Genomic DNA, 24,437 nt, shown 5'->3' on the forward strand with positions numbered 1-24,437 from the left:
CGAGGAAGGGGGAACTGAGGGATGCGAATTTTACACACCGGCGATTGGCACTTTGGCCGAACGCTGGAAGGACGTAGCCGGATCGATGAGCAGATCGCGTTCATAGACGAGCTTGTGAACATCGTTGAAGATCAGCGAATTGATCTTGTCCTGGTAGCCGGTGATATTTACGATTCGGTGAATCCTCCGGCAGTGGCCGAACAGCTCTTCTATGAAGGGATTGCGAGGTTATCGGGCGGGGGTAAACGTCATGTCGCCATCATTTCGGGCAATCATGATCATCCGGATCGCCTTGCAGCTTCCGGGCCGCTTGCTGCGAAACAGGGAATTACGCTCGTTGGACTGCCTGTGCCGGATATTCAATCGATAGGCATCGCAAGAACGGGTGAACTAGCCAAAGTGATCGCGCTGCCGTATCCATCGGAATCACGGCTGAAAGAGCTGCTCTCCGACGTAGCGGAAGAGGAAGCGCTGCGCAGTAAATATTCGGAACGCGTCGGGGCGCTCATTCGGCGCCAGGCGGATTTTTTCGAAAAGGGTACGGTGAATCTGATTATGAGTCATTTGTATGTCCTTGGGGGTCAGGAAACGGAGTCGGAGCGACCTATTCAAGTTGGCGGCGCCTACACGGTTGACACACAAGCGCTGAGCGCAGGGGCGCAGTATGTCGCGCTTGGCCATTTGCATCGGCCGCAAAACGTGAAAGCCGCTTCACCTATCCGATACTGCGGATCTCCGATCGCATACAGCTTTTCAGAAGCGGGCCAAGCGAAGTCGGTGACCGTGCTCGATTTAGCTCCGGGTCAAACGGCAGAGCCGCAGGAAATATTTATTGCAGCGGGCCGTCCGCTTGTAAGCTGGAAAGCAAAGGAAGGCGTCCAGCAGGTTTACCAGTGGCTGGAAGAAGGGCGTGATGCGACCGCTTGGATCGACCTGGAAATTACGATGAGTGAAGCCATGTCGATCGAACAGATTCAGTCGCTGCGCAAAGCCTTTGACGGCTTTATTCATATTCGTCCGGTCTATCCGGAGATCGAAGCGGCAAGGGTTGCTGCGCCAATTGCAGCGCTTTCGATGGAAGAGCATTTTACGCGCTTTTACGCGCGTCAAACCGGGGGGGCTCAGCCTGAGCCGGAATTGGTGCGGCTATTTCTGGAGCTGTTGCAGGAAAATGATGCGGCAGAAGTCTAGTTGCAAGAATTATGCAAGGTATCAACCTTGCGAACCTAACTCAGCTACTGCTTGCAAAGCTAGCTTTTCTACAAGGAAAGCACTTAGGAGGAAGTGAACAATGCGTCCAATCCAGTTACAATTGTCCGGTTTGCAAAGCTACCGCGAGTTGCAGACGATCGATTTCAGCCAGCTGGTCGATGCAGGCGTGTTCGGAATATTCGGTCCTACAGGCAGCGGGAAATCGTCGATTCTAGACGCCATCACATTAGCGTTGTATGGCAAGGTGGAGCGAGCCAGCGGAGGCACGCAGGCGATTATGAATCATGCGGAGCAAACGTTGTTCGTCTCCTTTACCTTTGAGCTGACGAATGGAGCCGGCACGGAACGATATCGGGTTGAGAGGCAATTCAAACGCGGTTCAGAGCTATCGATTAACGGTACGATTGCCCGGCTTTTACATATCAGGGGAGAAGAAACGATTGTTCTTGCCGATAAAGCGGGGGAAGTGAATCAACAAGTACAGGGCGTATTAGGGCTGTCCATGCAGGATTTTACACGAGCCGTTGTTTTGCCTCAAGGAAAGTTCGCGGAATTTCTAACGCTTACAGGCAAAGATCGCCGGCAAATGCTGCAAAGATTGTTCCATTTAGAGCATTATGGCGATCATCTTAGCGGGAAAGTCAGTTCCAAAGCGAAAGAAACAGACAGTGTCGTCAAACAATTGGCAGCTGAACAGCAAGGACTTGGCGACGCCTCCGGGAAAGCTTTGGAGGAAGCTCAGGCCAGGCGTTTGGCCGCAGAGCAAGAGGCGGAACGCAGCCGTAAAGCGTTAGAACGCCAAGAGGTCGTCTATGAAGAAGCGAAGCAGGTATTTCAGTTGCAGTCCGAGAAGGCGGCTTTTGAAAAAGAAGCGGCGCAGCAGCATGATCAAGAACCTGAGATTAGGGAGAAAGAAGCGCTGCTGCAAAAAGCGGAGCAAGCGGAACGTGTACGGCCCTATTTGGAACAGCAGGCGTTAGCCTCGAAAGAAGTGCAGAACGCGCAAGCTCAGCTCGAAATCGCTGAGCGAAATCAAAAAGCGGCGGAGACTGGCTACGCACAGGCGAATGCTGCCTTCGAACAAGCGCAGCAGGATCTGGCAGCCAACGAGGGGCCGCTTCTGCTGCGGCTGGATCAGTTGCAGCAAGCTTTGGTGCTGCAGCTGGAGTTAGACCAAGTGCAGCTTCACATCCAGGAAGCGCAGAATCAGGAACGAGCAGCGAGAGCAAGTTATGAGCTTATTCAGGCTGAACGAAGCAAGGCCAATGAAACGAAACAAAAAGCGCTTGCGAAACAAGCCGAGCTCAAAGAGCAGTTGAAGCTTGTGGAGACAAGCGCCAGTTCCCGCCAGCATTTACAAGAAGCGGTGCAAGAGAAAAAAGCGATCGGGCTTTTGCAGGACCAGGAACGAGAGCTGTGCAAAGAGCGGGATGAGAAGGCGACGATCTTGGCGGCATGCAAAAGAAACCAGGAAGAGCTGGCAGCCAAGCGGCAGGATTTCCGCAAGAACATGTCGGCATGGCTGCGGCAATCCGAGGGTGTTCGTTCTGATCTTCACGCACATCATAGCGAGCTGAATGCTTTCATTCCTGCTCTTCAAGTGTATTTGGATGCACGCAAGATCATGTGGAAGCAGCATGAAAGAGAGTCGCTTGCCGCAGTTTTGGCCGAAGGGCTTGTGAAGGGCGAAGCTTGTGCGGTCTGCGGATCAACAGAGCACCCTTCTCCCAGACGCCTTGTGAGTCAAGAAGGATTAAGAAGTAAATCGGACGGTTTAATCGAGATAACGGAAGAGTCGATTCAGCAAATACAGGAACTTTTGCAAGCTGCAAAGGAGCTGCATTTTACGCATGCGCAGCTGCTGCAAAGAACGGAATCGCTAAGCCAGCAAGCGAAAGCGCTTGGCCATGAAGATGAACCTGGATTAGGGGAAGTCGTTGCTGGGCTCGGCAACGAGCTTTTTCTGGGAGAAGCAGCTGCTGACCGTGAGATAGCGGCTTTGGCTAGTGCGAGTCTGTTTGATCAGGAGACAAGCATAGAGGCAGTTTCAGCATCGTGGAAGTTGATTGAATCTGCTCTTGATGCCAATAAATGGCAAGTGGATGAGTTGGAGCAACGCTTACTCAATTTGCGAAAAGAGTTCCAAATCGTTGATCAACAGGCTGTTCAAGCTTCTGCGCAAGAACAAGCGGCTGTTGGCATGCATGCGGAGCTGGAAAGCAAGCTGGCCGCCGCTTCGTTAGCCGCTAGCCAGCGGCTAGGCCATTGGCACGACCGCTACGCGGAGCTGTCGTGGGATACGCTGGAGGGGCAGCTTCAGCAGCTCCTCGCGGGCGAGCTTGTCGCGGACGAGCTGCGCGGCCGGATCGATAAGAGCATCCCGTTCCTCGACGGGCTGCTCGTCAAGATCGAGGAGCTCCAGCTAAGCGCGCTGGAGCAGGACAAGACCGCCCTGCAGCTGCACGAGCGGCTGCAGGGTCTTGCGCAGCTCGCCGCCGACAAGTCGCGGCAGCTCGCCCAGCGCGCGCCCGGCGCGCCGGTGCCGCAGCTCATCGCGGAGGCGACCTCCGCGCTGGAACGGCTGCGCTCGCTCGCGCAGATGACCAAGCTTGCGCACGCCGAGGCGCTCGCTGCACAGCAACTGGCGGCGCAGAAGCTCAGCGCCGCCACTGAAGCCGCTGCCGCTGCCATGCGGCAGCTGGCGCAGACCGAGCGCGGCATTCACGCCGCGCTCGCAGAGAACGGCTTCGCCTCGCGCGAAGCCGCTGCAGCTGCGACGCTGGCGCCGGAACAGCGTCGCGAATGGGCTGCACTCGCGGCCGAGCACCGCGAGCGCGAGCAGGCGCTTCGCGTCCAGCTGGCGCAGCTGGATGCGAAGCTGCAGGGCCGCGTGCTGAGCGCGGCCGAGTGGGCGCAGTCGCAAGCGCAGCTGAGCAACGCGAAGGCGCAGGCGGAGGCGGCGCTGGAGGCGCGCGCGACAGCGGTTCAGGGCGAAGCTGAGCTTACTGCGCGGCATGCGCGATGGCGTGAGCTGGAGACGCGCCGGATGGAACAGGCGGCGCTGCTGGAAAGGCTCGGCAAGCTGCAAGCCGTGCTCAAGGCCAATGCCTTCGTCGAGTACCTCGCCGAAGAGCAGCTCATGCAGGTCAGCCGCGCCGCTTCGGAGCGGCTGGGTGAATTAACGCGTCGACGCTATGCGATTGAGGTCGACTCCGGGGGAGGCTTTGTCATCCGCGATGATGCCAACGGCGGAGTCAAACGCCCGGTCAGCACGTTATCGGGCGGTGAAACTTTTCTCACCTCGCTGGCGCTGGCGCTCGCGCTATCCGCTCAGATCCAGCTGAAGGGGGAGTATCCCCTGGAGTTTTTCTTCCTGGACGAGGGATTTGGCACACTTGATCAAGAGCTGCTGGACATGGTAATTGGGGCGCTGGAGAAGCTGCATATGGACCGACTGGCGGTTGGTGTTATTTCTCACGTGCCGGAACTGAGAGCTAGACTTCCTCGTAAGCTTATCGTCCATCCGGCTGAGCCTTCTGGTCGAGGGAGCCGCATTGTGGTGGAAGAACTTTAGTAGAAATTCATTCCAACCAAAACTTAACGATAAGGCTGCTGGCGGATTCATCTGTCGGTTAGCCTTTTTTTGTTTGCATAAGAAGCCTTGTAGGTAAACTCCTCAATCCAAATCGTACAAGTTGGCATACACTGCACCATCTTTACCAGAAGAGGAGAAGAGCGATGGCGACTTTTTATGAGGCTGTGAAGCACAAGAACAGATTGTCCCCCGTTTTGCTGAAAAGAGCTGAGATTGTTGCGGTAGGAGTCGGTTATGCGGATCCCAAAAAACCGGCCTTGGGAGCAAGCGTTATCGTGTATACAGAAAAGAAAATCATGTCATCCAGTTTAAATAACCTTAAATCAACCATGATTAAAGCCGGCACTTCCATACCCGTTCGCTTTGTTTCATCAGGCGTTTTCAAAAAGCACGATCTCAAGGCGCAGCCGAATGCAAATGTTTCTAAACGCAAATATCGGCCAGTGTCCGGAGGTGTCAGCATTGGCAAACGGGAAATGGGCGCAACGGGAACAGCAGGGCTCATTGTGACAAAGAATAACAGGCTGTTCGTCCTGAGCAATAACCATGTCCTTGTAAAAGACAACAGCACGGAATTCTCGGAAACGGTCCAGCCAGGCGTTGTTGACGGAGGCGTACTTGGACGTGACACGATTGGACGGGCTTATCAATTTGTTAAGCTGCGTGCGGGACAAGATAATTTTCAAGATTCGGCTATTGCCATCCCTAGGGCCAATCGGTTGTTGAATCCTCGGTATTTAATTAGTTCCACGGGCCAATTAGTGACGGTTCCCGGTCATTTGACCAGCTATCCGGTGGGTCAGAAATTAGTGAAATCCGGGCGGACGTCAGGATATGTGACCGGGACTGTAGAATCGAACAACGTTGACGTTAGAGTCAGTTATGGAGGTTCGCTGGGGACGCTGCTATTCCGAAATCAATCTGTCATCGTAGGGGATAGCGGCGCTGTTTCGTTGCCAGGCGATTCCGGTTCTGTGTGGTTGCGGGCCAGTGACCGTTACGCGGCGGCGCTTAACTTCGCGGGTACGGAGGATGGCAAACGCTCAATTTCCAACCCCATTGATGTTGTGCTATCCACATATGGCGTTCGAGTGGCGCTTCCTGCTGCGGGAGGGACGTTCAAAGAAGGTTCAGTGAAGGTTGTTCCGGCCACTAAACAATTGTATGTACAGCCTCTCACGATGGAACAGCATAAACGGACGCGCGCCACGCTTGTGAAATCGTCCAAATAGCGCGATCGCACCTTTTCTCGAAACCAGCGAGTCCCACTCGGTGGTTTTCTGGGTGTGGTCGTGCTACTTTTATGCATTCGCGGCGTATCAACTGACAGAGACTAGATCGTCATACAGAATGGGGTGTCTTTTTGCATGATTAAATACGTCAGGAAACTACCGGGCATAAAGGCTCTGGCCATTGGTGTGCTCGCTGCCAGTCTGGCAATCGCTCCGGCTCCTGCCCGTGCAGATGCGGTGTGGGATCATTGGCAATTGGCGGATTCTCTCGTCGCAAGCGGAAATCGGGCGGGAGCTGTGGAACATTGGGTATATTTGGCCAATTATTACAGCGATACAGGAGAGTGGGAAAACGCTGCGCTCTTTTACGGTAAGCTGGATGCTTACTTTGATGAGATTGGCGACTATGGCCAAGCCATTCGCTATTATGAATTGGAAAACGAGAATTGGGTGAAGGCGGGAAAAGATTGGGGAGCTGTGAAGCTGCAGCGGGCAGATCAAATTCGAACAACCGTAGAATTGTACCGTCAAGAGGCGAATCAGACGGATTTGCAAGCGTCAGCACTTCCTAGTAACGGTCAACTTGCCAAATTTGAGCCTGCTTTCGGCACTTACCTTGGCATGTATGCCGAACAGGACCCTAAAGTAGGCAATTTATTTACAAAAACAGAAGGTGTCTATGGCAAAAAGCACGCCATTTATTTGGCTTATGCTCATTGGGGACAAGCGTTTCCGGCTGCGTATGCCCGAAGAGCCAAAGAAGCAGGAGCTGCTTTGCAAATCGCTTGGGAGCCTGATGACGGGTTAGATCCTGTGTCGGAGGGCAGTTACTTGCATAAATGGGCGCAGGACGCGAAAACGGCTGGCATCCCGATCTTTTTGCGTTTTGCCGGCGAAATGAATGGAGCATGGGTGCCGTGGAATGGCAATCCAAGTGCGTATATCGAGAAGTTTCGCATGCTGCATGACGTGTTCGCCGAGGAAGCTCCTAATATTGCGATGGTATGGAGTCCAGGGGACGTGCCAGCGAACGATATCGACCCTTACTATCCGGGTGATGCTTATGTCGATTGGGTGGGAGTTAGCTTATACATTGAACCTTATGAGAATGGTGATCCTTCCTTGCCCTCGATGATTGCGACTAGCAGCGTTGAGCGATTAGCCAGGCTTTACAGCACCTATGCGGACCGTAAGCCGCTAATGCTAAGTGAAACGGGTGTCCCGCACTACGCTCATTCGGCGGATGAGGATTTTACGGAGTGGGCCAAGCTCAATTTGCAACGATTATACGAGATTATGCCTTATAAATATCCGAGATTAAAAGCCATCACTTATTTTAATGTTGATCAAAAAATGGAGAATGCGAAGAACGACTATTCGTTAAGCGACTCGCCTGCTATACAAAACTATTACAGCAAACTAATCGCTAATCCTTATTTGCTGTCGAAGGTGTCACAAGGCGCTAAACCGGCGGATGGCATAGGTTATGTGCCCATTGATGACAGGCATCAAACATTTACGAAGCAGACAAAGGTGATTCCTTTTGTGAAAATACCCGATGTTTACATAGCTAAAGTGGAGTATCTACTTAATGGCCGCGTCATCGCGTCACAGACGGAAATGCCTTACGGATTGGAGCTGCAAGCGGGGCAAGTTCCGGAAAACTCCGTGATTCAGCTGCGTGTATACAACAAATCGGATCATCTTGTTGCTGTTCGTTCTTTCGAACTTGCCTCACAGGTGTCCATTGTTATCGATGGAGAAGAGCGGAAGTTTGAGCAAGCGCCTGTTATCGTGAACGGCTCGACAATGGCTCCGCTTCGCGCCATCTTTGAGGCTCTGGGAGCAACTGTAGAATATAATGCGGCTTCTCATAGTATTACAGCTAGAAAAAGCGGCACAACCCTCCAGTTATCGCTGGGCCAGACTACCGCTTATAAGAACGGGAAAGCTTTTCAATTAGACGAGGCAGCGCAGTTGGTGAATGGATTCACGGTTGCACCTGCGAGATTCGTTGGGGAGGCTTTTGGAGCCAATGTGACTTGGGACGGTGCTGTACGGACGGTGACCATGACGACAAAACCATGACGAGATCAGCCTACTCGAGGATATATCAAAAACGGAAAGCTTGGAGACCCTTAGTTACTACTAAGGGTCTTTTTCACAGATAGCCTCCGTCGTCAGGCCGCCTTGATCTGTTATTGCTTGTCTTTTGCACGGGTGAGCGGAACGTGGGTGCGTTAAGAGGCGGTACTTTCGGTTGTAGGGACATTTCGCGGAACTACCGTGCGTTATGAGCAGGAAATGCTGGGTTGTAGGCACCGTTTCGCTCATTTAACGCACCCTAGTTCCCCTTCAGGAGGAGAAAAGGGACGTTATCGTGGAATAAGGCTCCGTAGTTCCGTCGATATCGCTGTGCAAGGGGAATAGGCGGTCCGGCAGCACCTTTTTTGCGAAGCTTGCGGAGGCGAAATGGACCTGGAATCGTACTCTTATAGGGGTGTTCATGGATAGGAATACCGGATGGAAGACGGGTTAGGGGAAGAGAAGAAGAAGGCAGCACAAAGTAGAGCAGAAAGGGAATGGGTATGGGGTGGAAAAAGCGGTTGGAACCCATGCCCAATCCATACCCAATTCACTCCCCATGACTGGACGTAGGGGTTTAGAACAAGAACCTGAGGCACAACCTCAGGTTCTACTTCTTGCGAATTGAACGTCCATAAAATGAATAAAACGTTATTTATCTTGATTTGTTTAAGTTTACTATTTAGCATGTCGTCCGTTCATGCGGCTGAAAGCAAGGAACTTCCTGCAACTAAGACGCCATTGTTGATCATTGATAGCCAAGCAAAGGAATCCATAGAGCGTTTGACAGCAATAAAAGGGAAGTCGGATGAGACACTTCAAAAAGCTCTTCTGGAACTGTCACCTTCTTATCAAGATTCCGATTCCATAAAAAGTCTGCTGCAAGGAGTCGGTGATACCCCGAGAACGATTGCTGTAAATGAACGGGAACTATTGGAAGTTAAAGGCCTGCAAGAATCCGTGAAAGCTTGGTACGATCAAGGAAAGCAGATTTTTTTGTATGGCCAACATATAAAAGTTATTACAGCCGAACATTTGTTTGGGATAACGCTTGTACCTGAAAATAAAGAGAAAATAATCAAAGATAAGCAAGTAAAAGATTTGCAAATTTTCGGAATAAAAAAAGATGGGCATTTGAATCAATTATTTATGGGACAAATTACATTAGCTGGTGAAGAAGGCGCCAGTACTTCTTCTGCCCTTCGTCATGACGAAGGCATTCAATCTGTGCTCTCCGCAGTCAGTATGATTGCACGAAAACATAGAGAACCTGTTGCCTCTATGCTCCCCCCAGGCGATGGCGATGGACCCTACCCTTGTATGAAGTGTAATCCCGAACCGGAACCGGATGCTGTCGTCTTGACAGGAACCGACGCGAATTATTTATATGTAAACTATGAAGGAGCTTCTGTGATTGCATCGGTGCTTTATAGCGAATGGAGTTTAAATAGAAATTTCAGCCATGATACAGGAAGCAATTACGATCTTTTTTACATCAACGATAGCGTGTATTTAGATAGTTATAACGGGGCTTATGGTAAAAAATTGGCCGTATATCACCAACTTCCCTATTATCAGAAAGATGACATTGCTGGATGGGGGCCTTTGGATAGCAATACGAGAATCATAGATGGCGAGTGGAGGTATTATCCAGTTAAGCTGCCTTGGAATGTTTCTTGGTATTCAAGCAGTTATGGAGACCTTAGTTTTACTTCGCAGAAGCTCACGAATTCGGAGGAAACCGTATATTGGCAATTGACTAATCCTCCATATCATGCAAGATTTCAGCCGGGGACGGCGGTGAAATCATACTATACCTATGCATACATGCGATTAACGCATACGGCAGATGTGCAATTCGGTAATAACACATATTTCTTCTCTCTATCTCGAGATGTTATTTACGATTATTAGTTCATTTAAGAGAAATGTGCTCATTTGCACCATGCAATTAATGGTTTTGTCCAATCTATCTCTCTATGACTCTCATAACATATAGTATCTTCAAAGAGAGGAGTTGATAGAATATGGCAAATCAAATTTTGAGCTACGAAGGTGTTACTGTCACCCCTGTTACCGACGGTGTACAAATCCCAGTCCCTCAAACGCCGGCAGGAGTTGGAATTGCCGCAGTCAGAGTGAATATTACCAGCGCATTCCCCAATGTCGTCGAGCTGAAAGCAACTGTGGGTGTGCGAGCCGATGCAGGTACAGGCAGCATTTTATTCCGTATTTTCCGCGATGCTCAAGAAATCTACTACGGGCGTCAAGGATTGGAATCGGGCTATGAAAAATACTATCTGATTACGCTGCAAGCAATTGATGTCGTTGCGCCTCTCGGTTCCCATGGTTATACGTTATCCGTCGAGTCTTTGACACCAGGCCTGTCTGCTACTGTGATAGGTCCTCTGAATCTTAGCGCACTAGTCATCGATGCAATCTAATTCACTTTATTTGTAATCGGAATGAAATCTAATTTTCATCTTAGATTAATGAAACATGTTTATAATAAAACTCGACCCCCTTTTAAATATATAACCTTAGACCCCAGCCCGTTGCTGTGGGTCTCTTTTTTTGCTGTTGATTAAGCGTTTTGAAGCGCATGCTGGACTTCTTCGACAATGGACAGGGCTGCGCTGCGGGCGCTGGAAAATGCGCGTTCTGCAAGTTCGCCTTTGCCTGTGCAACCGTCTCCGCAGAAGTAGAAGGGCACATTCTCCACGCGAGTAGGCAAAAGGTTGTTGGAAGCAATGTTTTTCACGCTGGAAACCATCGCCTTCTTTGAAACCCGTTTAACCGCTGTAACATCGCGCCAGCCGGGATAATGCATATCGAACAGAGCTTCCATTTGGAGTGTCTTTTTCTCCAGGTAGGCTTTACGCTCTTCCTCATTGTCGAAACGGTCGCTCAAGTAAGCGATACCTTGCAGCAGCTGCCCGCCTTCTGGCACGAGCGTATGATCCGTTGCCGAAACGTCGCTGATAAACAGTTTGTTGTCCATATCGCTGATGTAGCTGAAAGGTCTGGCGACTACGCGGCTAAGTCCAACATCATACACCATGACTTCCGTTGCCGTATTCGATTCGTACGGGGCAAGGAATGGCTCCCATGCGGTGGCTTTAAGCAGCTTCACAACCTGTTGCACCGGCATCGCGAAAATAACCTTGTCAAAGGCTTCTTCACGGTTTTTCGTTTGCAAAATAAACTTGCGATCCGCATAGCGCAGGCTGTCAACGCCTTCTTGAATAGCGAGTTCCCATCTGCCGGAACTAGTCATTTTTTGTTTTAATTGGTTGGTGATAACCGCCCAGCTGCCTAGCACGTAGTTCACCGGTTTACTGGAAAGAAACAGGTTGTGATAATACTCACTGATGACTGCGCCGGACACGTTGCGCGCATCTTCCGGCGCGATGAAGAAATTGGAGCAGACGAGATGTTCCCACAACTCTTTTACATCCTCATCGGCATTCGATTCCGCTAAGTAGTCAGCCAATGTTGCGTAGTTTTTCAAATTATGAATATTAGCGATGATAGCGGCAATTTCACCTACGAAACGAACTTTTTGAGCTGTGTTAAGCAGATCCGTTCTGAGTAGGTTTATGGCGTCTAGCGGTGCAGGAGTCAATTGGTTATGTTTGGCATAAAACACTTTTCGTTTATCCACCTGTTTAGAACTGAAGGAAAGCCCGAGTTCTTTTTCCATGGATGATAAGGTATGGCGGTCGATGCCATAAACGGCATGGGCGCCATAGTTAAGGGTAAAGCCCGCCTTTTCATAAGTAAACGCGCGCCCGCCAAGCTGCGGACTACGTTCGAATAAGATACCTTCAACATGCGGATTTTCAGATAAATAAGCTGCCGCGGTCAATCCGGCCAAGCCGCCGCCAATAATCGCTACTTTCATTTTGTTTTCCTCCTTGGGGACTGGTTCTACCTGCAGTTGTGCGTAGGGCTCCTCAGAACGGAGGCCAGCCCATAGCCAGGCTAAGTTGCTTCTTATCATGGAGAGTAAATCTTCGTTATCCTGGATGCACCATTTGAGAATGGTTCCTTGATACATACCTACGAGCAGATCGATTTTTCTCGGTTCAGGCAGCCAATGAAGCAAGCTTTCAGATAGTATGCGCATTTGGAGCTGATCTTCCGCTTTGACCGTGTCGTTTTGTAGAGCTAGTGCTTGTAAACTGCGGATGAGCCTAGGATATTGGCAAATGTTGGACGCTAAGTCTACAAATAACCGGTTGATATGACCTTCAAGCGATTGCACCCTTGAAGGAGGCTGTTTCACCCATTCTCTGATCAATTCAATTTGTTTGCTGTAGATGGCTGAAATAATGGCGTCTTTACTTTTGAAATAGTGATAAAAGGTTCCCTTTGACGTACTCGTTGAAGCAATAATGTCGTCTACGGATACGTTCTCGTACCCTTTCTCCATAAACATGGTTAAAGCGGCTTCCATCATCATATCCCGCTTTTTGCGGGTGGAAGCTCTCATGAACTGACTCATCGGCTCACTCCATTCCAACCACGATTTATTTTTATTATATGCCTAATTAGACTGTCAGTCTACAATAGAATTGACCGTTGTTAAGCCTGTTTTGATAAAGGAGAAAAAATAATTTACAACGATTGTTTCCCGTGTAGTGCCGTATGCTTCAGTCTATACTTTGGGTTAGATGCACAGGAAAGGATGAATACGACGTTTGAACCTAATAGATTTGGGATGGAATCCCTTTTTTGAAGAAGCTTTTGAACCCTATAAACAAGAAGGATACTGTGTGGGGCGGGTTTCCTTAGAGCATAAACATATGTACCGCGTCCAAACCGAAACAGGTGAAGCGTTGGCTGAAGTATCCGGCAAGATGCGCCATCTGGCCATGCGTCGCGAGGATTATCCGGCCGTAGGAGACTGGGTTGCGCTTTCTGTACGCGCAGAGGAACGGCGGGCAACGATTCATGTTGTTCTGCCGCGCAAGAGTAAGTTTTCCCGCAAAGTAGCAGGCGAAGTCACAGATGAACAAATAGTCGCTACGAATGTAAACACCGTATTTCTAGTTACTGCGTTAAATCTTGATTTTAATGTGCGGCGAATCGAAAGGTATCTCGTTTTGGCGTGGGAGAGTGGCGCGAATCCGGTTATTGTTCTGAGCAAGGCGGATTTATGCCAGGATTCAGAAGCCAAAGCCGCAAAGGTAGCGGAGATAGCAGTTGGCGTTCCCATTCATATTATCAGCTCTGCCGAGAATCGCGGCCTAACGGAACTGGCTGCTTATGTAGGCAAAGGCCAGACCGTTGCGCTGCTGGGCTCATCTGGCGTCGGGAAGTCCACGTTAGTTAATCGCATTTATGGCAAGGAAATTTTGGAAACCGGCGATATTCGCGACGGCGACGATAAAGGAAAACATACGACGACGCACCGTGAGCTGATTGCATTGCCGGGGGGAGGGATACTGATCGACACGCCGGGTATGCGTGAGCTGCAGTTGTGGGATGCTTCCGAGGGGCTTAGTGCTTCTTTTCAAGATATCGAAGAACTAGGAGCTAATTGTTTCTATCAAGATTGCAGACATGAGAACGAACCCAGGTGCGCCGTTAAACAGGCGCTCCTAACGGGGGATCTTGAGCAGGAACGCTTCAACAGCTACCTTAAGCTTCAAAAAGAACTCGCTTATTTGGCGCGTAAAGAAGATAAAGGGCTTCAAGCAGCCGAGAAAGCGAAATGGAAGAAGATCCATCAGGCGGCCAAAAGTCAGCGCAATCGCTAATTAAGCCTATTTCTTCAGCTCCAAGTAGCCATCTGTCTACAGATGAATATGCGGTTGGCAGAGTATGCGTATCCATACTATGGTTTTCCGTATTCTTGTCCGGGTTATGGGTTCCTAGGCGAAGATTTGTACGTTGTGTAGTGCCGCTAGCAGGGTTGTTGGCGTTACCATATATTGACATATTACTAAATATTAACTTGGGAGCGTCACGGTGAATGAATCGTGGCGTTTTTTGCTTTCCTCACTTCCTAACGCTTGAATTTAGTGCAAATTTCCCGTTAGTTTGAGTGTTTATCGCAATACATGTTAGTTGAGTGTCACATAAAAATCCGAAGTTGGGATATTTTCGAAAACTTATTGTCTTAATCAGCAGAGATTGCTATATTATTGTGTAATAAAACATTACATACATATTGGTGTTTCGTTTTAAAGTGAACATAAATATGACATAAGGGAGAAGTTCTATGAAAATGATTTCCTTTTCGACCTCTTCAAAGCAGCATTCAACAGAACTGCTCACGCGGTTAGCTTCTGGGGATTTGACCATTCTACAGAGTGAGCCTCCCCGCAAGAAGCGTGCGTTCACGGATTTGGTACATCAAACCGCGCAGGGCTTGAAGTCGCTTATTCGCATTGTTGACCGTTCCTCATCACAGCTGGATGATCAAATGGAGATTATTCGATCCTCCTCGGACACAATCTCTCATCAGGTTGAAGGTGTGACAAGCACCATTCGGGAGATTACAATAGGCATTCAAGATTCCGCTGAACAGATCCAAGAAGCTGCTTCACAAATGAGTCAGATTCACTCTCTCTTGGGTCAAATACGCCGCGACAATGAAATCGTTGTATCGGGGGCGGTTGGTGTATCGGACGAGCTTGTTGAAGGGAAGCAGGAAATCGCTGATGCGGCTGAACGTATGCGTCATTTGAGTGCAGACAGTAAAGAGATGCATACAGCTATGGGGCAATTTAACGTAGCATTGGGTAAAATCGCGGAAATAACGAAAATGGTGGAAGAGATTTCAGGCCAGACGCAATTGTTGTCATTGAATGCCAATATTGAAGCTGCCAGAGCCGGTGAACACGGCAAAGGATTCGCAGTGGTGGCGCAAGAAATATCCAGACTTGCCGTCCAATCGAAGATGGCAACCTCACATATCAGCGAACATCTGCATACCATAGATGCTTATGCGCATACACTCGCCAATTCCGTAAATGGAATTAAGGATACTGCCGAATCAGGTGCGGAAGTCATGGACAAGGGATTCGAGCGGTACAGCAAGGTGGAGGCTTTTATTACAAGACTGTGCGTCCGTATAAACAGCGTGGATCAATCCATATCGGACGTTACTGACAGCACTGTGGCTGTATCGGATACGGTGCATCGAACGTCCGCTCTGTTTGAACAGATAGCCGCAGGAAGCGAAGAAGTGCTGGCATCCGCAGAGCTGCAGCAGCGCGGTATCGTAACCATGAATGAAACTATACGTGGTGCGCGGCGCAGCAGTTTGTCGCTGAGATCAGCTGTATCCCAGTTCAAGCTGCCCCAAACGGCCCATGCACATCCGCTTAAAACATATGTGGATGCCTGGATTGAACGTGCAATCGGTATCCGCGCTGTTATGGTGGAAATGATTGAATCCCGTGATCAGGTTCGTTCCCGGCTCTGGTACGAAGAAAAAACAGTGCTTGAAAATGAGCTGCAAATTTGTACGGCGAAGCTTTCGGGCGCTAGTATGAGGCCTGAAGATTTGCAATATTTTCGAAAGTTGCAGGAGGCTTGGCAATCCTTTCATGAAGTCAAGGAACAGAATGCGAAATGGGTGCTTCAGGGTGAGTATGAAAAAGCGCAGCAATCACTGATTAATCAAGGTCGATCACGCTTTAAGCGGGCGCTTGATCTGGCACAGGAATGGATTGACAGTTAGCCCATGAAAAACAGATTGGTAAACTGGCTTTTTTTTTCGCATTTCGATAAAATATAAAGTAGCGATGTTTTTATCGATGTGTAGGAGTGTGTAGACGATGAGCGATTGTATTTTTTGCAAAATTGTTGAGGGTGTGCTTCCTTCAAAGAAAGTTTACGAAGACGATGAGGTGCTTGGCTTTTACGATATTGAACCAGGCGCTCCGATTCATGTGCTGATTATTCCTAAAAAGCATATTCCTTCATTGGATGCTGCATCCTCGGAAGATTGGGCTGTGCTTGGTCAAATTCAGAAAGCCGCGCAGCAAATTGCTCGCGAATTAGGCGTCGAAGAATCGGGTTATCGCGTTGTTACTAATATAGGAGCTAACGCAGGACAAATCGTACATCATCTCCATTATCATCTTATGGGAGGGGCCAAATTGGCTCCATTAGGAGTCGCAAACTAAGGTAGAAAAAATCTTGGTGAGTTTCAGATTGACACTCTAATTACTATAACCTATAATGAGATTTGATGAACCGCTTTGTCTTGGACGGTCTGTTCGGAGGGAGGGAAAACTGGTGTCAGAAACTCGAGTTCGCAAGAACGAAACTATAGATGCTGCACTTCGTCGCTTTAAGCGTTCCATCGCTAAGGATGGCGTTCTAGCAGAGGTTAAAAAACGCAAACATTATGAGAAGCCTAGCGTTAAGCGTAAGAAAAAGTCAGAGGCTGCTCGTAAGAGAAAGTTCTAGGAGGCAACATGAGCTTAAGCGAAAGATTGAACGAAGATATGAAGCAAGCGATGAAGAGTCAGGACAAGTTCAAACTCTCTGTGATCCGTATGGTTCGTTCTACTATCAAGAATTCAGAGATAGATCTGAAGAGAGCCTTAGATGACAATGAAGTGCTTGATGTTCTTACTCGTGAGATCAAACAGCGTAAGGATTCCCTCCAAGAATTTACGAAAGCCGGCAGAGACGATCTGGCCGACAACCTGAAGGCAGAACTTGTTATTCTAGCTGAGTACATGCCGCAACAGCTTTCTGAGGAAGAAGTGAAAGCCATTGTACAGCAGACCATCCAGCAAGTTGGTGCTTCTTCCAAAGCGGACATGGGCAAAGTGATGACGGCATTAATGCCTCAGGTAAAAGGACGCGCTGATGGTAAACTTATCAATCAGTTGGTTCAACAATTGTTAGGCTAAAATGAAAATATGTATGAAAAGGCCAGGTGAAAGTAATTTCTCCTGGTCTTTTGTTATTTTTTACCAAGGAAACGAAACAGTTCTCTTATTCAAACGTACATAGTATTGATAAACGATCTGAGAAAAATTAAGGGAGGGAGTGAACGACAATGTTTGCTGATCATTTATCTGCCTTTCTGACTCATCCGGTTACCGCAACCGTACTCTTGGTGGTTGGTATTGTTGGCATTGCGCTGGAACTGCTTTTTTTCAGCGGCGGTCTGCTAGCCGCAGCAGGAATTGCCGGTTTCGCGCTTTATTTTTTAGGTTATTATTTAGCGGGTTACGCAGGCTTTGGCGATTTGGCGATCTTCGGCATTGGTATCGTGCTTTTGATTTTAGAACTCGTTGTACCTAGCTTCGGGATTTTAAGTGTGTTAGGCGCAATCTGCCTATTTGGCGGAGTTCTGATGGCGGCATCAGATCCCAAAGAAGCAGCCATCATGCTAGGCGTAGCATTGTTGATCGCTGTTATCGCGATCGCATTCGCCATTAAATACTTTAAGCATCGCGGCATTTGGAATCGTTTTATTTTGAAAGAACAGTTGACAACGGAAAAGGGGTTTATTTCCAGCCCTGATCATTCGTATCTCGTTGGGATGAAAGGTGAAGCCTTGACTCCATTGCGGCCAGCTGGGACAGCCCAAATCGGTGGAGAAAGGGTCGATGTCGTTGCAGATGGGACCTTTATTGCGAATGGCAAATCCGTTCTTGTCATACAAGTTGAGGGAACGCGGGTTGTCGTTAGAGAAATCGATCAGTCGATGTAAGTGAAATTGGCTATGAGTAAATTTTTCGAAAACTTAATTAACGAACTATGAGGAGGATTTACTTTTATGGAACCAAGCTTGTATTTCTTGCTTCTCGCGGCGGTCATTATTATTGCGCTTGCCATTTTACTAAGCGTCGTGCCAGTTATGTTATGGATTTCGGCACTCGCATCGGGAGTGCGCATCAGCATTATTACATTAATCGCTATGAGGCTTCGCCGCGTGACGCCAAGTAGAATTGTAAACCCGATGATTAAGGCCACCAAAGCGGGCATTGATCTAAGTATTAATCAACTTGAGAGCCATTTTCTTGCAGGCGGTAATGTAGACCGCGTTGTTAACGCGTTGATTGCAGCGCACCGTGCAAAAATTCATTTGGAATTTGAACGTGCAGCAGCTATTGATCTCGCGGGGCGCGATGTATTGTTGGCTGTTCAGATGAGCGTAAACCCTCGTGTGATTGAAACGCCAAATGTATCCGCCGTTGCGAAAAACGGGATTGAAGTCAAGGTTATTGCACGGGTAACGGTTCGTGCCAATATCGACCGTTTAGTTGGGGGCGCAGGCGAGGAAACGATTATTGCTCGTGTCGGGGAAGGGATTGTTACAACTGTCGGTTCCAGCGATTCGCATAAGGATGTATTGGAAAATCCTGATTTGATCTCCCGAACGGTGCTGGGCAAAGGCTTGGATGCGGGAACTGCATTTGAAATCCTGTCTATCGATATTGCTGACGTAGATGTAGGTAAAAACATTGGGGCAAACTTACAAACCGAGCAGGCGGAAGCTGATAAACGGATCGCTCAAGCTAAGGCAGAGGAAAGACGCGCTATGGCGGTGGCTGCTGAGCAAGAAATGAAGGCGAAAGTTGTCGAGATGCGCGCAAAAGTTGTCGAATCTGAATCTCAGGTGCCTTTAGCTATGGCGGAAGCGCTACGGAGCGGTAAACTAGGCGTGATGGATTACATGAATCTTAAAAACATTGAATCCGATACGCAAATGCGCTCTACACTTGGCAAATTAAATGAGGATAAGAACGATAAGATATAATGGGATGTTTACTTGACGTTTGATGATAACAAGCTTTTGTTAGAAATCTAAAGGGGGTGCTCGGTGGAACAGTTGATCTTGTTCTTGTTCAAACATTGGTACCTTGCGATTATTCTTGTGACGCTCTTCTACCAAATAAGAAATAAATGGGTACATGCGGATAAAAGAACTTTTAAGCCGCAGGGAATGCCCTCATTCGGCGGGAGTCCTGGGGACGCGAGTAAGCCCGTAGAGAGACCGAAACTGGCGCCAAGTCCCAAAGCATCACCGATGCAGCCAATAAGGCAGCAGAGCGAGTATATGCGACCTGGCGCCGAGCCGGCGGTAGCTTCGACGAATCCGAAGAAGAAGGAATCGCCATTTGGCTCTACAGCTTCAATTGCTCCTGAAAGTGCTTTAATGCCTGCAGAATCGCTATCCAATCCTGGGTTGTTTCCCGACCAACCAACAGGTCAGCAAATTTTGCAAGGTGTGATATGGTCAGAAATTCTCGGCCCGCCAAGAGCTAAGAAACCTTTTCGCCGTTAATCGAATGGTCTATTCTCAGGTCCCTCTCCTGTTTAAGGAGACGGGGCTTTTTTGTGCTGATCTGTTGACTATCTGGCGCGATGCTGGGGCAGGATCTTTTTCACATAAATCATGGTCTTCCAGCATAATTTGGTAGAAAGTCTATGCGCGCTCCTGCCGCCATGATCATCTAGTTAGAGGGGGTACTGCCCAGCTATGCGTCGCTTGACCCGCAAATGGAACCAGTTCACAGCTAAAATCCTCGATCTCCCCCAGGATGTCGTACAGGACTTGCCGCGCATCACGATGATCGGCAATATGCAGCTTTATGTGGAGAATCACCGGGGAGTGCTTCATTTCTCAAGCGAAACCTTGAAGCTCCAATTAACGAAAGGCAAGCTGGAAGTGAGCGGAAACCAGTTGGTGATTCGTGCGATCCTGCCTGAGGAAGTGTTTATCGAAGGTAGAATCGACGATGTGAAGTATATACCATGAAAGCTTACGAAGCCAGTTTTCTGGCGAAAACTTTAAGGAGGCTTCCTCATGAAGCAATCGATTTTCATTGCCCGGCTGAGAGGGTATGTGCGCATACAATTGCGAGGCAAAGATTGTGACAGTATCATTAATCCGATGATGGAAAGCGGATTATCGATGTGGGATATCGAGCCCGTGAGAGACAGCAAGCTTGAAATGTATATCCTCATAAGGGATTTTTTTCGGCTGCGGCCGCTGTTGAAGCGGACAGGCTGTCGAGTGCATGTCCTGTCGCGGCATGGGCTTCCTTTTTTTATGGAAAGGCTGGGCAGGCGCAAGCTTTTCTTAGGCGGGATGGCTGCATTCGTCATTGCGCTGTACGTCCTGTCCTCGCTTGTCTGGCAGATATCGGTAGAGGGCAATGAACGAATCGCAGAGGCGGACATCCTGCAAGCAGCTTCCAAACAAGGGATTCATACATTCCAATGGAAATTTAGATTGAAAAATACAGAGGAGCTATCGCGCGAAATTCAGGGAATGCTGCCGAATGCTGCTTGGGTCGGTGTCGAAATTCGCGGTACGCATGTTACGATTAAAGTCGTGGAGGCGACGATACCGGATAAAGGGCCGCTGATGAATCCCCGAAATTTGGTTGCATCGAAAAATGCGCTTGTAACTGAAATTTTATCGGTGAAAGGCAGGCCTATGGTTAAGCCGAACACCTATGTGAGAAAAGGCGATGTGCTCATTTCAGGGGTCATCGGCGACGAGCAGAACAATCAAGTTGTGGTAGCAAACGGGAAGGTGAGAGGGATTGTGTGGTATACCTCCCGAATCGAAGCGCCTTTAACGAAAACATATAAAGCATTCACAGGAGAATCCAAAGCCCGCAATTATCTTGTTTTTGGGACAAGAGCGCTGCAGGTAAGCGGATACGGCAAGCTTCTATTTGAGAAATACGAAACACTTTCTGAACGCAAAACGTTGGAGTGGCGCTCTTTTACTCTGCCGATCGGGTGGCTTCATGAGAAGGTCATGGAGGTTCATTATACGGAAGAGCCCATCGAAGAAGCGACTGTCAAGAAGAACAGTTTAGAGCAGGCGAGAGCCGAATTGCTTCAGGCTGCGGGGACGGATTCTCGCATGGCCGGCGAAAAAATTTTGCATGAGAAAACAGAGAATGGTAAAGTTTATATGGAAGTGCATTTTGAAGTGGAAGAAAATATCGCTGAAGAACAACCCATTGTGATACGAGGAGAATGAGGCCTGTTGGTAGAAAACGCGCAATCCGTGAAATTAACATTGAAAAATCCGGCTGAAGGGCTTGCTTTATTCGGGCCGCAGGACAAGTTTCTGCATCTGATCGAGCGTGAAATTCAAGCGCAGATTTTTACTCGTGAAGAAGAAATAACGATTCAAGGCGCTGCTGCCGAAGTAAACTCCCTTCAGCAGCTTTTTGAGGTTCTTTTGCAGCTTATCCGCAATAATTACACACTGACAGAACGCGATGTTCAATATGCGGTGGAACTTGCGAAACAAATGAAAGCGGACCAATTGCTCGATTTGTTCAAAGGCGAAATCACAACTACCCATCGGGGGAAACCGATCCGCGTCAAGACGATGGGACAGCGCCAGTATGTGGCCACGATCAAGAAGAAAGACATCGTCTTTGGTATCGGCCCGGCAGGCACAGGGAAAACCTATCTGGCTGTCGTACTGGCGGTGACGAGACTGAAAGAAGGCGCGGTCAAACGAATCGTACTTACACGGCCAGCTGTTGAAGCAGGGGAAAGCCTGGGCTTCTTGCCAGGCGATCTGCAGGAAAAAGTTGACCCGTATTTGCGCCCATTGTATGATGCTCTTAACGATGTGTTAGGCCCAGATCAAGTAGCGAAGTCGCTTGAAAGAGGATTAATCGAGATCGCTCCGCTCGCCTACATGCGCGGTCGAACACTGGATGACTCGTTTATTATTTTGGATGAAGCGCAGAACACGACGCCAGAGCAGATGAAAATGTTTCTAACCCGTCTTGGTTTCGGCTCCAAAATGGTTATTACCGGGGATGTGACTCAGATTGATTTGCCTCGCGGCAAGAACTCCGGTCTTGTGGAAGCAAACCGAATACTTCGCGATATTGAGGAAATTGGCTTTATTCATTTTGATGAGCAGGACGTTGTTCGCCATTCGCTCGTACAGAAAATTATAGTGGCCTATAACGAAGAAAAGGATAAATGAACCTGCTCGGTGGATATGTAGAGAGGAATGACCTCCGTGATGAAAAATGAAGTGCATGTTAAAGGCAAATTTCATTACCAGCTGATCGGATGGAAATACAGCACATGGGTACGCTTGGTGTTGTTTCTCCTGCTCGCGCTCATTTTTTATATGTCGTTATATGCTAAGCTTGTCCCGCAAGTCTATGATATTCAGCTAGGCGCGACCAGCGAGAAAACGATCTACGCACCCAGACAAATCGAGAATGCTGTCGCTACCGAACAGGCGAAAGAAGATGCCGCCAAACGCGTTCAACCTGTCTATCGGGTTGTGAATTTGAAGAATGATGCGCTCATTGATGCTATTTTCGATAAATTATTGCAAATTAACGCAGATGAAGAAGTGAAATTCGACGACAAGGTGAGCATTTACCGCCGAGTCATTCCGCAGTTGATTAACGATTTGGAAAATCAATCGATTAAATCGCTGCGCGAAAGCGGTCAATACAATGATTCGCTGCTCGAACAAGTGCAGCAGGGGCTTGCTGAACAGCAGTACCCTTTGCCGGAAGAAGCTTACTTCAAGCTTCCCCGTTTGACCAAGGAAGACTTGACGGCAATGCTGCCTGTTACCAAGGAAATTGTATCGAAGCTGATGAACGATCAGATTCTTGACGCGCAAACGGCGAGGGCGAAAGTAGCAGAGCTTGTGAATACTTCGAATCTCACGAAAAATACGTCAAGAGAACTAGTGACGGAGATTGTGCGGGCTGTCATAACGCCAAATAAATTTTTTGACCAAAAGGGTACGGATGATGCCAAAGGACAAGCTAGAGAAAGCGTGAAGCCAGTCTATATCAACAAAAATGAAGTGTTGGTGAATGTTGGCGATAAGATCACGGATGAGATCTATGCAAGACTGGATAAGCTTGAGCTGCTGAAAGATAAGGCGAATCATCTCCCGCAGTTAGGTTTAGCGATACTAGCGACTTTGCTCTCTTTTGTGATTTACATGTTCGTGAGACAGAGTTCTCAGCCGATTACTTATAACAATTCTCAGCTTGTAATGTTTATTCTTATTTTTGTCATTAATATTATTGGCATGAAAATTATTTCTCTGGGCCAGAACTTGGACTATCCGTATATTGGCTATTTGGCTCCGACGGCATTGGGAAGCATTTTAATCGCCATACTGCTGGACGCCCATATTGCTTTCATTTCCTCCGTTTTGTTTGCTTTAATGGCGAGTATTATTTTTAATACGGAGCATGTGCTGCTTTTTGATTTTCGTTATGGTTTGGTCAGTTTAGTCATATGTTTTAGCGCTGTGTTTACGATTCAGCGAGCGAGCCAACGGGCAACGATTCTGAAGGCGGGACTTATGATTTCCTTCTTCTCGATGCTGACGATTACAGCCATGATGCTCATGGAAGATCACTTCATCCAGAAGGAGGCGATCATGTCGCTTTCCTTCGCTGCGGCAGGCGGTCTTCTCACGGTTGTTTTCGTTATTGGGCTGCTCCCCTTTTTCGAAGTCGCATTCGGCATTCTCTCCCCATTGAAACTGGTGGAGTTGTCCAATCCGAATCATCCTTTGCTGCGCAAGCTGCTAACCGAAACGCCAGGTACGTATCACCATAGCGTGATGGTTGGGAACCTGTCGGAAGCGGCTGCGGAATCGATTGGAGCTGACGGGCTGCTGTGCAGGGTCGGCTCGTATTATCACGATATTGGGAAGACCAAGCGTCCGAGCTATTTTATCGAAAATCAAACGAATATTGAGAATCCGCATGATCGAATTGATCCGAATTTGAGCAAATCGATTATTATTGCCCATCCGCGCGATGGTGTTGAAATGCTTAAGGACTACAAAATGCCTAAGCCTATTCGCGACATTGCTGAGCAGCATCATGGAACGACACTGCTGCATTATTTTTATCACAAGGCCTTGAAACTGGCCGAATCTGAGGATAATGACAAGACGTTCCGCGAGGAGGATTTCCGCTATCCGGGACCCAAGGCGCAGTCGAAAGAGGCGGCTATTGTTGGTATTGCCGACAGTGTCGAGGCAGCAGTTCGATCCCTGCGCAATCCAACCCTAGAGCAGATTGACTCGATGGTTCACAAAATTATTAAATCACGATTGGACGACGGTCAATTCAACGAATGTGATTTAACATTGAAGGAACTGGACACGATCGCCAAAACGTTAAATGAAACGCTGCTTGGCATTTTTCATTCAAGGATTGAATATCCGAATGAGCTGGCGTCGAAAAAGACGGGGAGCTAATGCTGATAAAAAATTCTGAGCTTAAGCTGCGAAGCCAATTTTCTGGCGAAATCTTTAAGCTCATGCTTACGAAGCCAGTTTTCTGGCG

Annotated in this window: 19 protein-coding genes; 18 read left to right on the forward strand and 1 reads right to left on the reverse strand. The window is 48.5% G+C overall.

The window, feature by feature from the left end:
- Positions 1-21: 21 nt before the first annotated feature.
- The 6 genes from ABRS97_RS20720 to ABRS97_RS20745 all read left to right on the forward strand — a co-directional run bounded on the left by ABRS97_RS20720 (position 22) and on the right by ABRS97_RS20745 (position 10,568).
- The gene (locus ABRS97_RS20720) at positions 22-1,191 is read left to right on the forward strand and encodes an exonuclease SbcCD subunit D (RefSeq protein ID WP_367817120.1); all 1,170 of its coding nucleotides are present in this window, start codon (positions 22-24) and stop codon (positions 1,189-1,191) included.
- Between the two features lie 100 nt (positions 1,192-1,291).
- The gene (locus tag ABRS97_RS20725) at positions 1,292-4,786 is read left to right on the forward strand and encodes an AAA family ATPase (protein ID WP_367817122.1); all 3,495 of its coding nucleotides are present in this window, start codon (positions 1,292-1,294) and stop codon (positions 4,784-4,786) included.
- A 164-nt stretch (positions 4,787-4,950) separates the two neighbouring features.
- On the forward strand, positions 4,951-6,039 hold the full coding sequence (locus ABRS97_RS20730; protein WP_367817123.1) for a chymotrypsin family serine protease: 1,089 nt from the start codon (positions 4,951-4,953) through the stop codon (positions 6,037-6,039).
- A 135-nt stretch (positions 6,040-6,174) separates the two neighbouring features.
- Positions 6,175-8,127: a stalk domain-containing protein gene (locus ABRS97_RS20735; RefSeq protein WP_367817125.1), complete on the forward strand. Its 1,953-nt coding sequence runs from the start codon at positions 6,175-6,177 to the stop codon at positions 8,125-8,127.
- Positions 8,128-8,763: 636 nt separating this feature from the next.
- Entirely contained in the window at positions 8,764-10,038 is a 1,275-nt protein-coding gene (locus ABRS97_RS20740; protein WP_367817127.1) for a hypothetical protein, read from the forward strand.
- A gap of 113 nt (positions 10,039-10,151) precedes the next feature.
- On the forward strand, positions 10,152-10,568 hold the full coding sequence (locus tag ABRS97_RS20745) for an exosporium protein C (RefSeq protein WP_367817129.1): 417 nt from the start codon (positions 10,152-10,154) through the stop codon (positions 10,566-10,568).
- A gap of 140 nt (positions 10,569-10,708) precedes the next feature.
- Here the strand turns inward: ABRS97_RS20745 and ABRS97_RS20750 are convergent, their stop codons facing one another.
- Positions 10,709-12,631, reverse strand: coding sequence for an FAD-dependent oxidoreductase (locus ABRS97_RS20750; protein WP_367817131.1), 1,923 nt, complete (start codon positions 12,629-12,631; stop codon positions 10,709-10,711).
- Positions 12,632-12,827: 196 nt separating this feature from the next.
- On the opposite strand from ABRS97_RS20750, the gene rsgA reads away from it, so the two are divergent.
- The 12 genes from rsgA (at position 12,828) to ABRS97_RS20810 (ending at position 24,349) form a co-directional block, all read left to right on the forward strand.
- On the forward strand, positions 12,828-13,889 hold the full coding sequence (gene rsgA / locus ABRS97_RS20755) for a ribosome small subunit-dependent GTPase A (RefSeq protein WP_483312485.1): 1,062 nt from the start codon (positions 12,828-12,830) through the stop codon (positions 13,887-13,889).
- 464 nt (positions 13,890-14,353) lie between these two features.
- Positions 14,354-15,820 (forward strand): methyl-accepting chemotaxis protein, encoded by a 1,467-nt coding sequence (locus ABRS97_RS20760; RefSeq protein WP_367817133.1) that lies wholly within the window; start codon positions 14,354-14,356, stop codon positions 15,818-15,820.
- 97 nt (positions 15,821-15,917) lie between these two features.
- Positions 15,918-16,268, forward strand: coding sequence for a histidine triad nucleotide-binding protein (locus ABRS97_RS20765; protein WP_367817134.1), 351 nt, complete (start codon positions 15,918-15,920; stop codon positions 16,266-16,268).
- A 112-nt stretch (positions 16,269-16,380) separates the two neighbouring features.
- Positions 16,381-16,554 (forward strand): 30S ribosomal protein S21, encoded by a 174-nt coding sequence (gene rpsU, locus ABRS97_RS20770; RefSeq protein ID WP_010491812.1) that lies wholly within the window; start codon positions 16,381-16,383, stop codon positions 16,552-16,554.
- Positions 16,555-16,562: 8 nt separating this feature from the next.
- Positions 16,563-17,006 carry a GatB/YqeY domain-containing protein gene (locus tag ABRS97_RS20775; RefSeq protein WP_367817136.1) on the forward strand — a complete coding sequence of 148 codons (444 nt, stop codon included), beginning with the start codon at positions 16,563-16,565 and terminating at the stop codon, positions 17,004-17,006.
- A gap of 149 nt (positions 17,007-17,155) precedes the next feature.
- Positions 17,156-17,815 (forward strand): NfeD family protein, encoded by a 660-nt coding sequence (locus ABRS97_RS20780; protein ID WP_367817137.1) that lies wholly within the window; start codon positions 17,156-17,158, stop codon positions 17,813-17,815.
- A 66-nt stretch (positions 17,816-17,881) separates the two neighbouring features.
- Positions 17,882-18,865, forward strand: coding sequence for a flotillin-like protein FloA (gene floA, locus ABRS97_RS20785; RefSeq protein ID WP_367817139.1), 984 nt, complete (start codon positions 17,882-17,884; stop codon positions 18,863-18,865).
- Between the two features lie 63 nt (positions 18,866-18,928).
- Positions 18,929-19,393 (forward strand): hypothetical protein, encoded by a 465-nt coding sequence (locus ABRS97_RS20790; RefSeq protein ID WP_367817141.1) that lies wholly within the window; start codon positions 18,929-18,931, stop codon positions 19,391-19,393.
- A 195-nt stretch (positions 19,394-19,588) separates the two neighbouring features.
- Complete coding sequence (gene yqfC, locus ABRS97_RS20795; RefSeq protein ID WP_367817143.1) at positions 19,589-19,867, forward strand: sporulation protein YqfC; 279 nt, start codon at positions 19,589-19,591, stop codon at positions 19,865-19,867.
- A 48-nt stretch (positions 19,868-19,915) separates the two neighbouring features.
- Positions 19,916-21,109 carry a sporulation protein YqfD gene (yqfD, locus tag ABRS97_RS20800; RefSeq protein WP_367817144.1) on the forward strand — a complete coding sequence of 398 codons (1,194 nt, stop codon included), beginning with the start codon at positions 19,916-19,918 and terminating at the stop codon, positions 21,107-21,109.
- A gap of 6 nt (positions 21,110-21,115) precedes the next feature.
- Positions 21,116-22,081 carry a PhoH family protein gene (locus tag ABRS97_RS20805; protein WP_367817146.1) on the forward strand — a complete coding sequence of 322 codons (966 nt, stop codon included), beginning with the start codon at positions 21,116-21,118 and terminating at the stop codon, positions 22,079-22,081.
- A 39-nt stretch (positions 22,082-22,120) separates the two neighbouring features.
- Entirely contained in the window at positions 22,121-24,349 is a 2,229-nt protein-coding gene (locus ABRS97_RS20810) for an HD family phosphohydrolase (RefSeq protein ID WP_367817226.1), read from the forward strand.
- The last annotated feature ends 88 nt before the right edge of the window (positions 24,350-24,437 follow it).

Source organism: Paenibacillus tabacirhizosphaerae (assembly GCF_040812395.1).
In the GTDB taxonomy this organism is placed as follows: Bacteria; Bacillota; Bacilli; order Paenibacillales; family NBRC-103111; genus Paenibacillus_E.

Coding starts and splice junctions, on each gene's coding strand:
- ABRS97_RS20720 (WP_367817120.1), top strand. CDS start 22: ATGCGAATTTTACACACCGGCGATTGGCACTTTGGCCGAACGCTGGAA.
- ABRS97_RS20725 (WP_367817122.1), top strand. CDS start 1,292: ATGCGTCCAATCCAGTTACAATTGTCCGGTTTGCAAAGCTACCGCGAG.
- ABRS97_RS20730 (WP_367817123.1), top strand. CDS start 4,951: ATGGCGACTTTTTATGAGGCTGTGAAGCACAAGAACAGATTGTCCCCC.
- ABRS97_RS20735 (WP_367817125.1), top strand. CDS start 6,175: ATGATTAAATACGTCAGGAAACTACCGGGCATAAAGGCTCTGGCCATT.
- ABRS97_RS20740 (WP_367817127.1), top strand. CDS start 8,764: ATGAATAAAACGTTATTTATCTTGATTTGTTTAAGTTTACTATTTAGC.
- ABRS97_RS20745 (WP_367817129.1), top strand. CDS start 10,152: ATGGCAAATCAAATTTTGAGCTACGAAGGTGTTACTGTCACCCCTGTT.
- ABRS97_RS20750 (WP_367817131.1), bottom strand. CDS start 12,631: ATGAGTCAGTTCATGAGAGCTTCCACCCGCAAAAAGCGGGATATGATG.
- ABRS97_RS20760 (WP_367817133.1), top strand. CDS start 14,354: ATGAAAATGATTTCCTTTTCGACCTCTTCAAAGCAGCATTCAACAGAA.
- ABRS97_RS20765 (WP_367817134.1), top strand. CDS start 15,918: ATGAGCGATTGTATTTTTTGCAAAATTGTTGAGGGTGTGCTTCCTTCA.
- ABRS97_RS20775 (WP_367817136.1), top strand. CDS start 16,563: ATGAGCTTAAGCGAAAGATTGAACGAAGATATGAAGCAAGCGATGAAG.
- ABRS97_RS20780 (WP_367817137.1), top strand. CDS start 17,156: ATGTTTGCTGATCATTTATCTGCCTTTCTGACTCATCCGGTTACCGCA.
- floA (WP_367817139.1), top strand. CDS start 17,882: ATGGAACCAAGCTTGTATTTCTTGCTTCTCGCGGCGGTCATTATTATT.
- yqfC (WP_367817143.1), top strand. CDS start 19,589: ATGCGTCGCTTGACCCGCAAATGGAACCAGTTCACAGCTAAAATCCTC.
- yqfD (WP_367817144.1), top strand. CDS start 19,916: ATGAAGCAATCGATTTTCATTGCCCGGCTGAGAGGGTATGTGCGCATA.
- ABRS97_RS20810 (WP_367817226.1), top strand. CDS start 22,121: ATGAAAAATGAAGTGCATGTTAAAGGCAAATTTCATTACCAGCTGATC.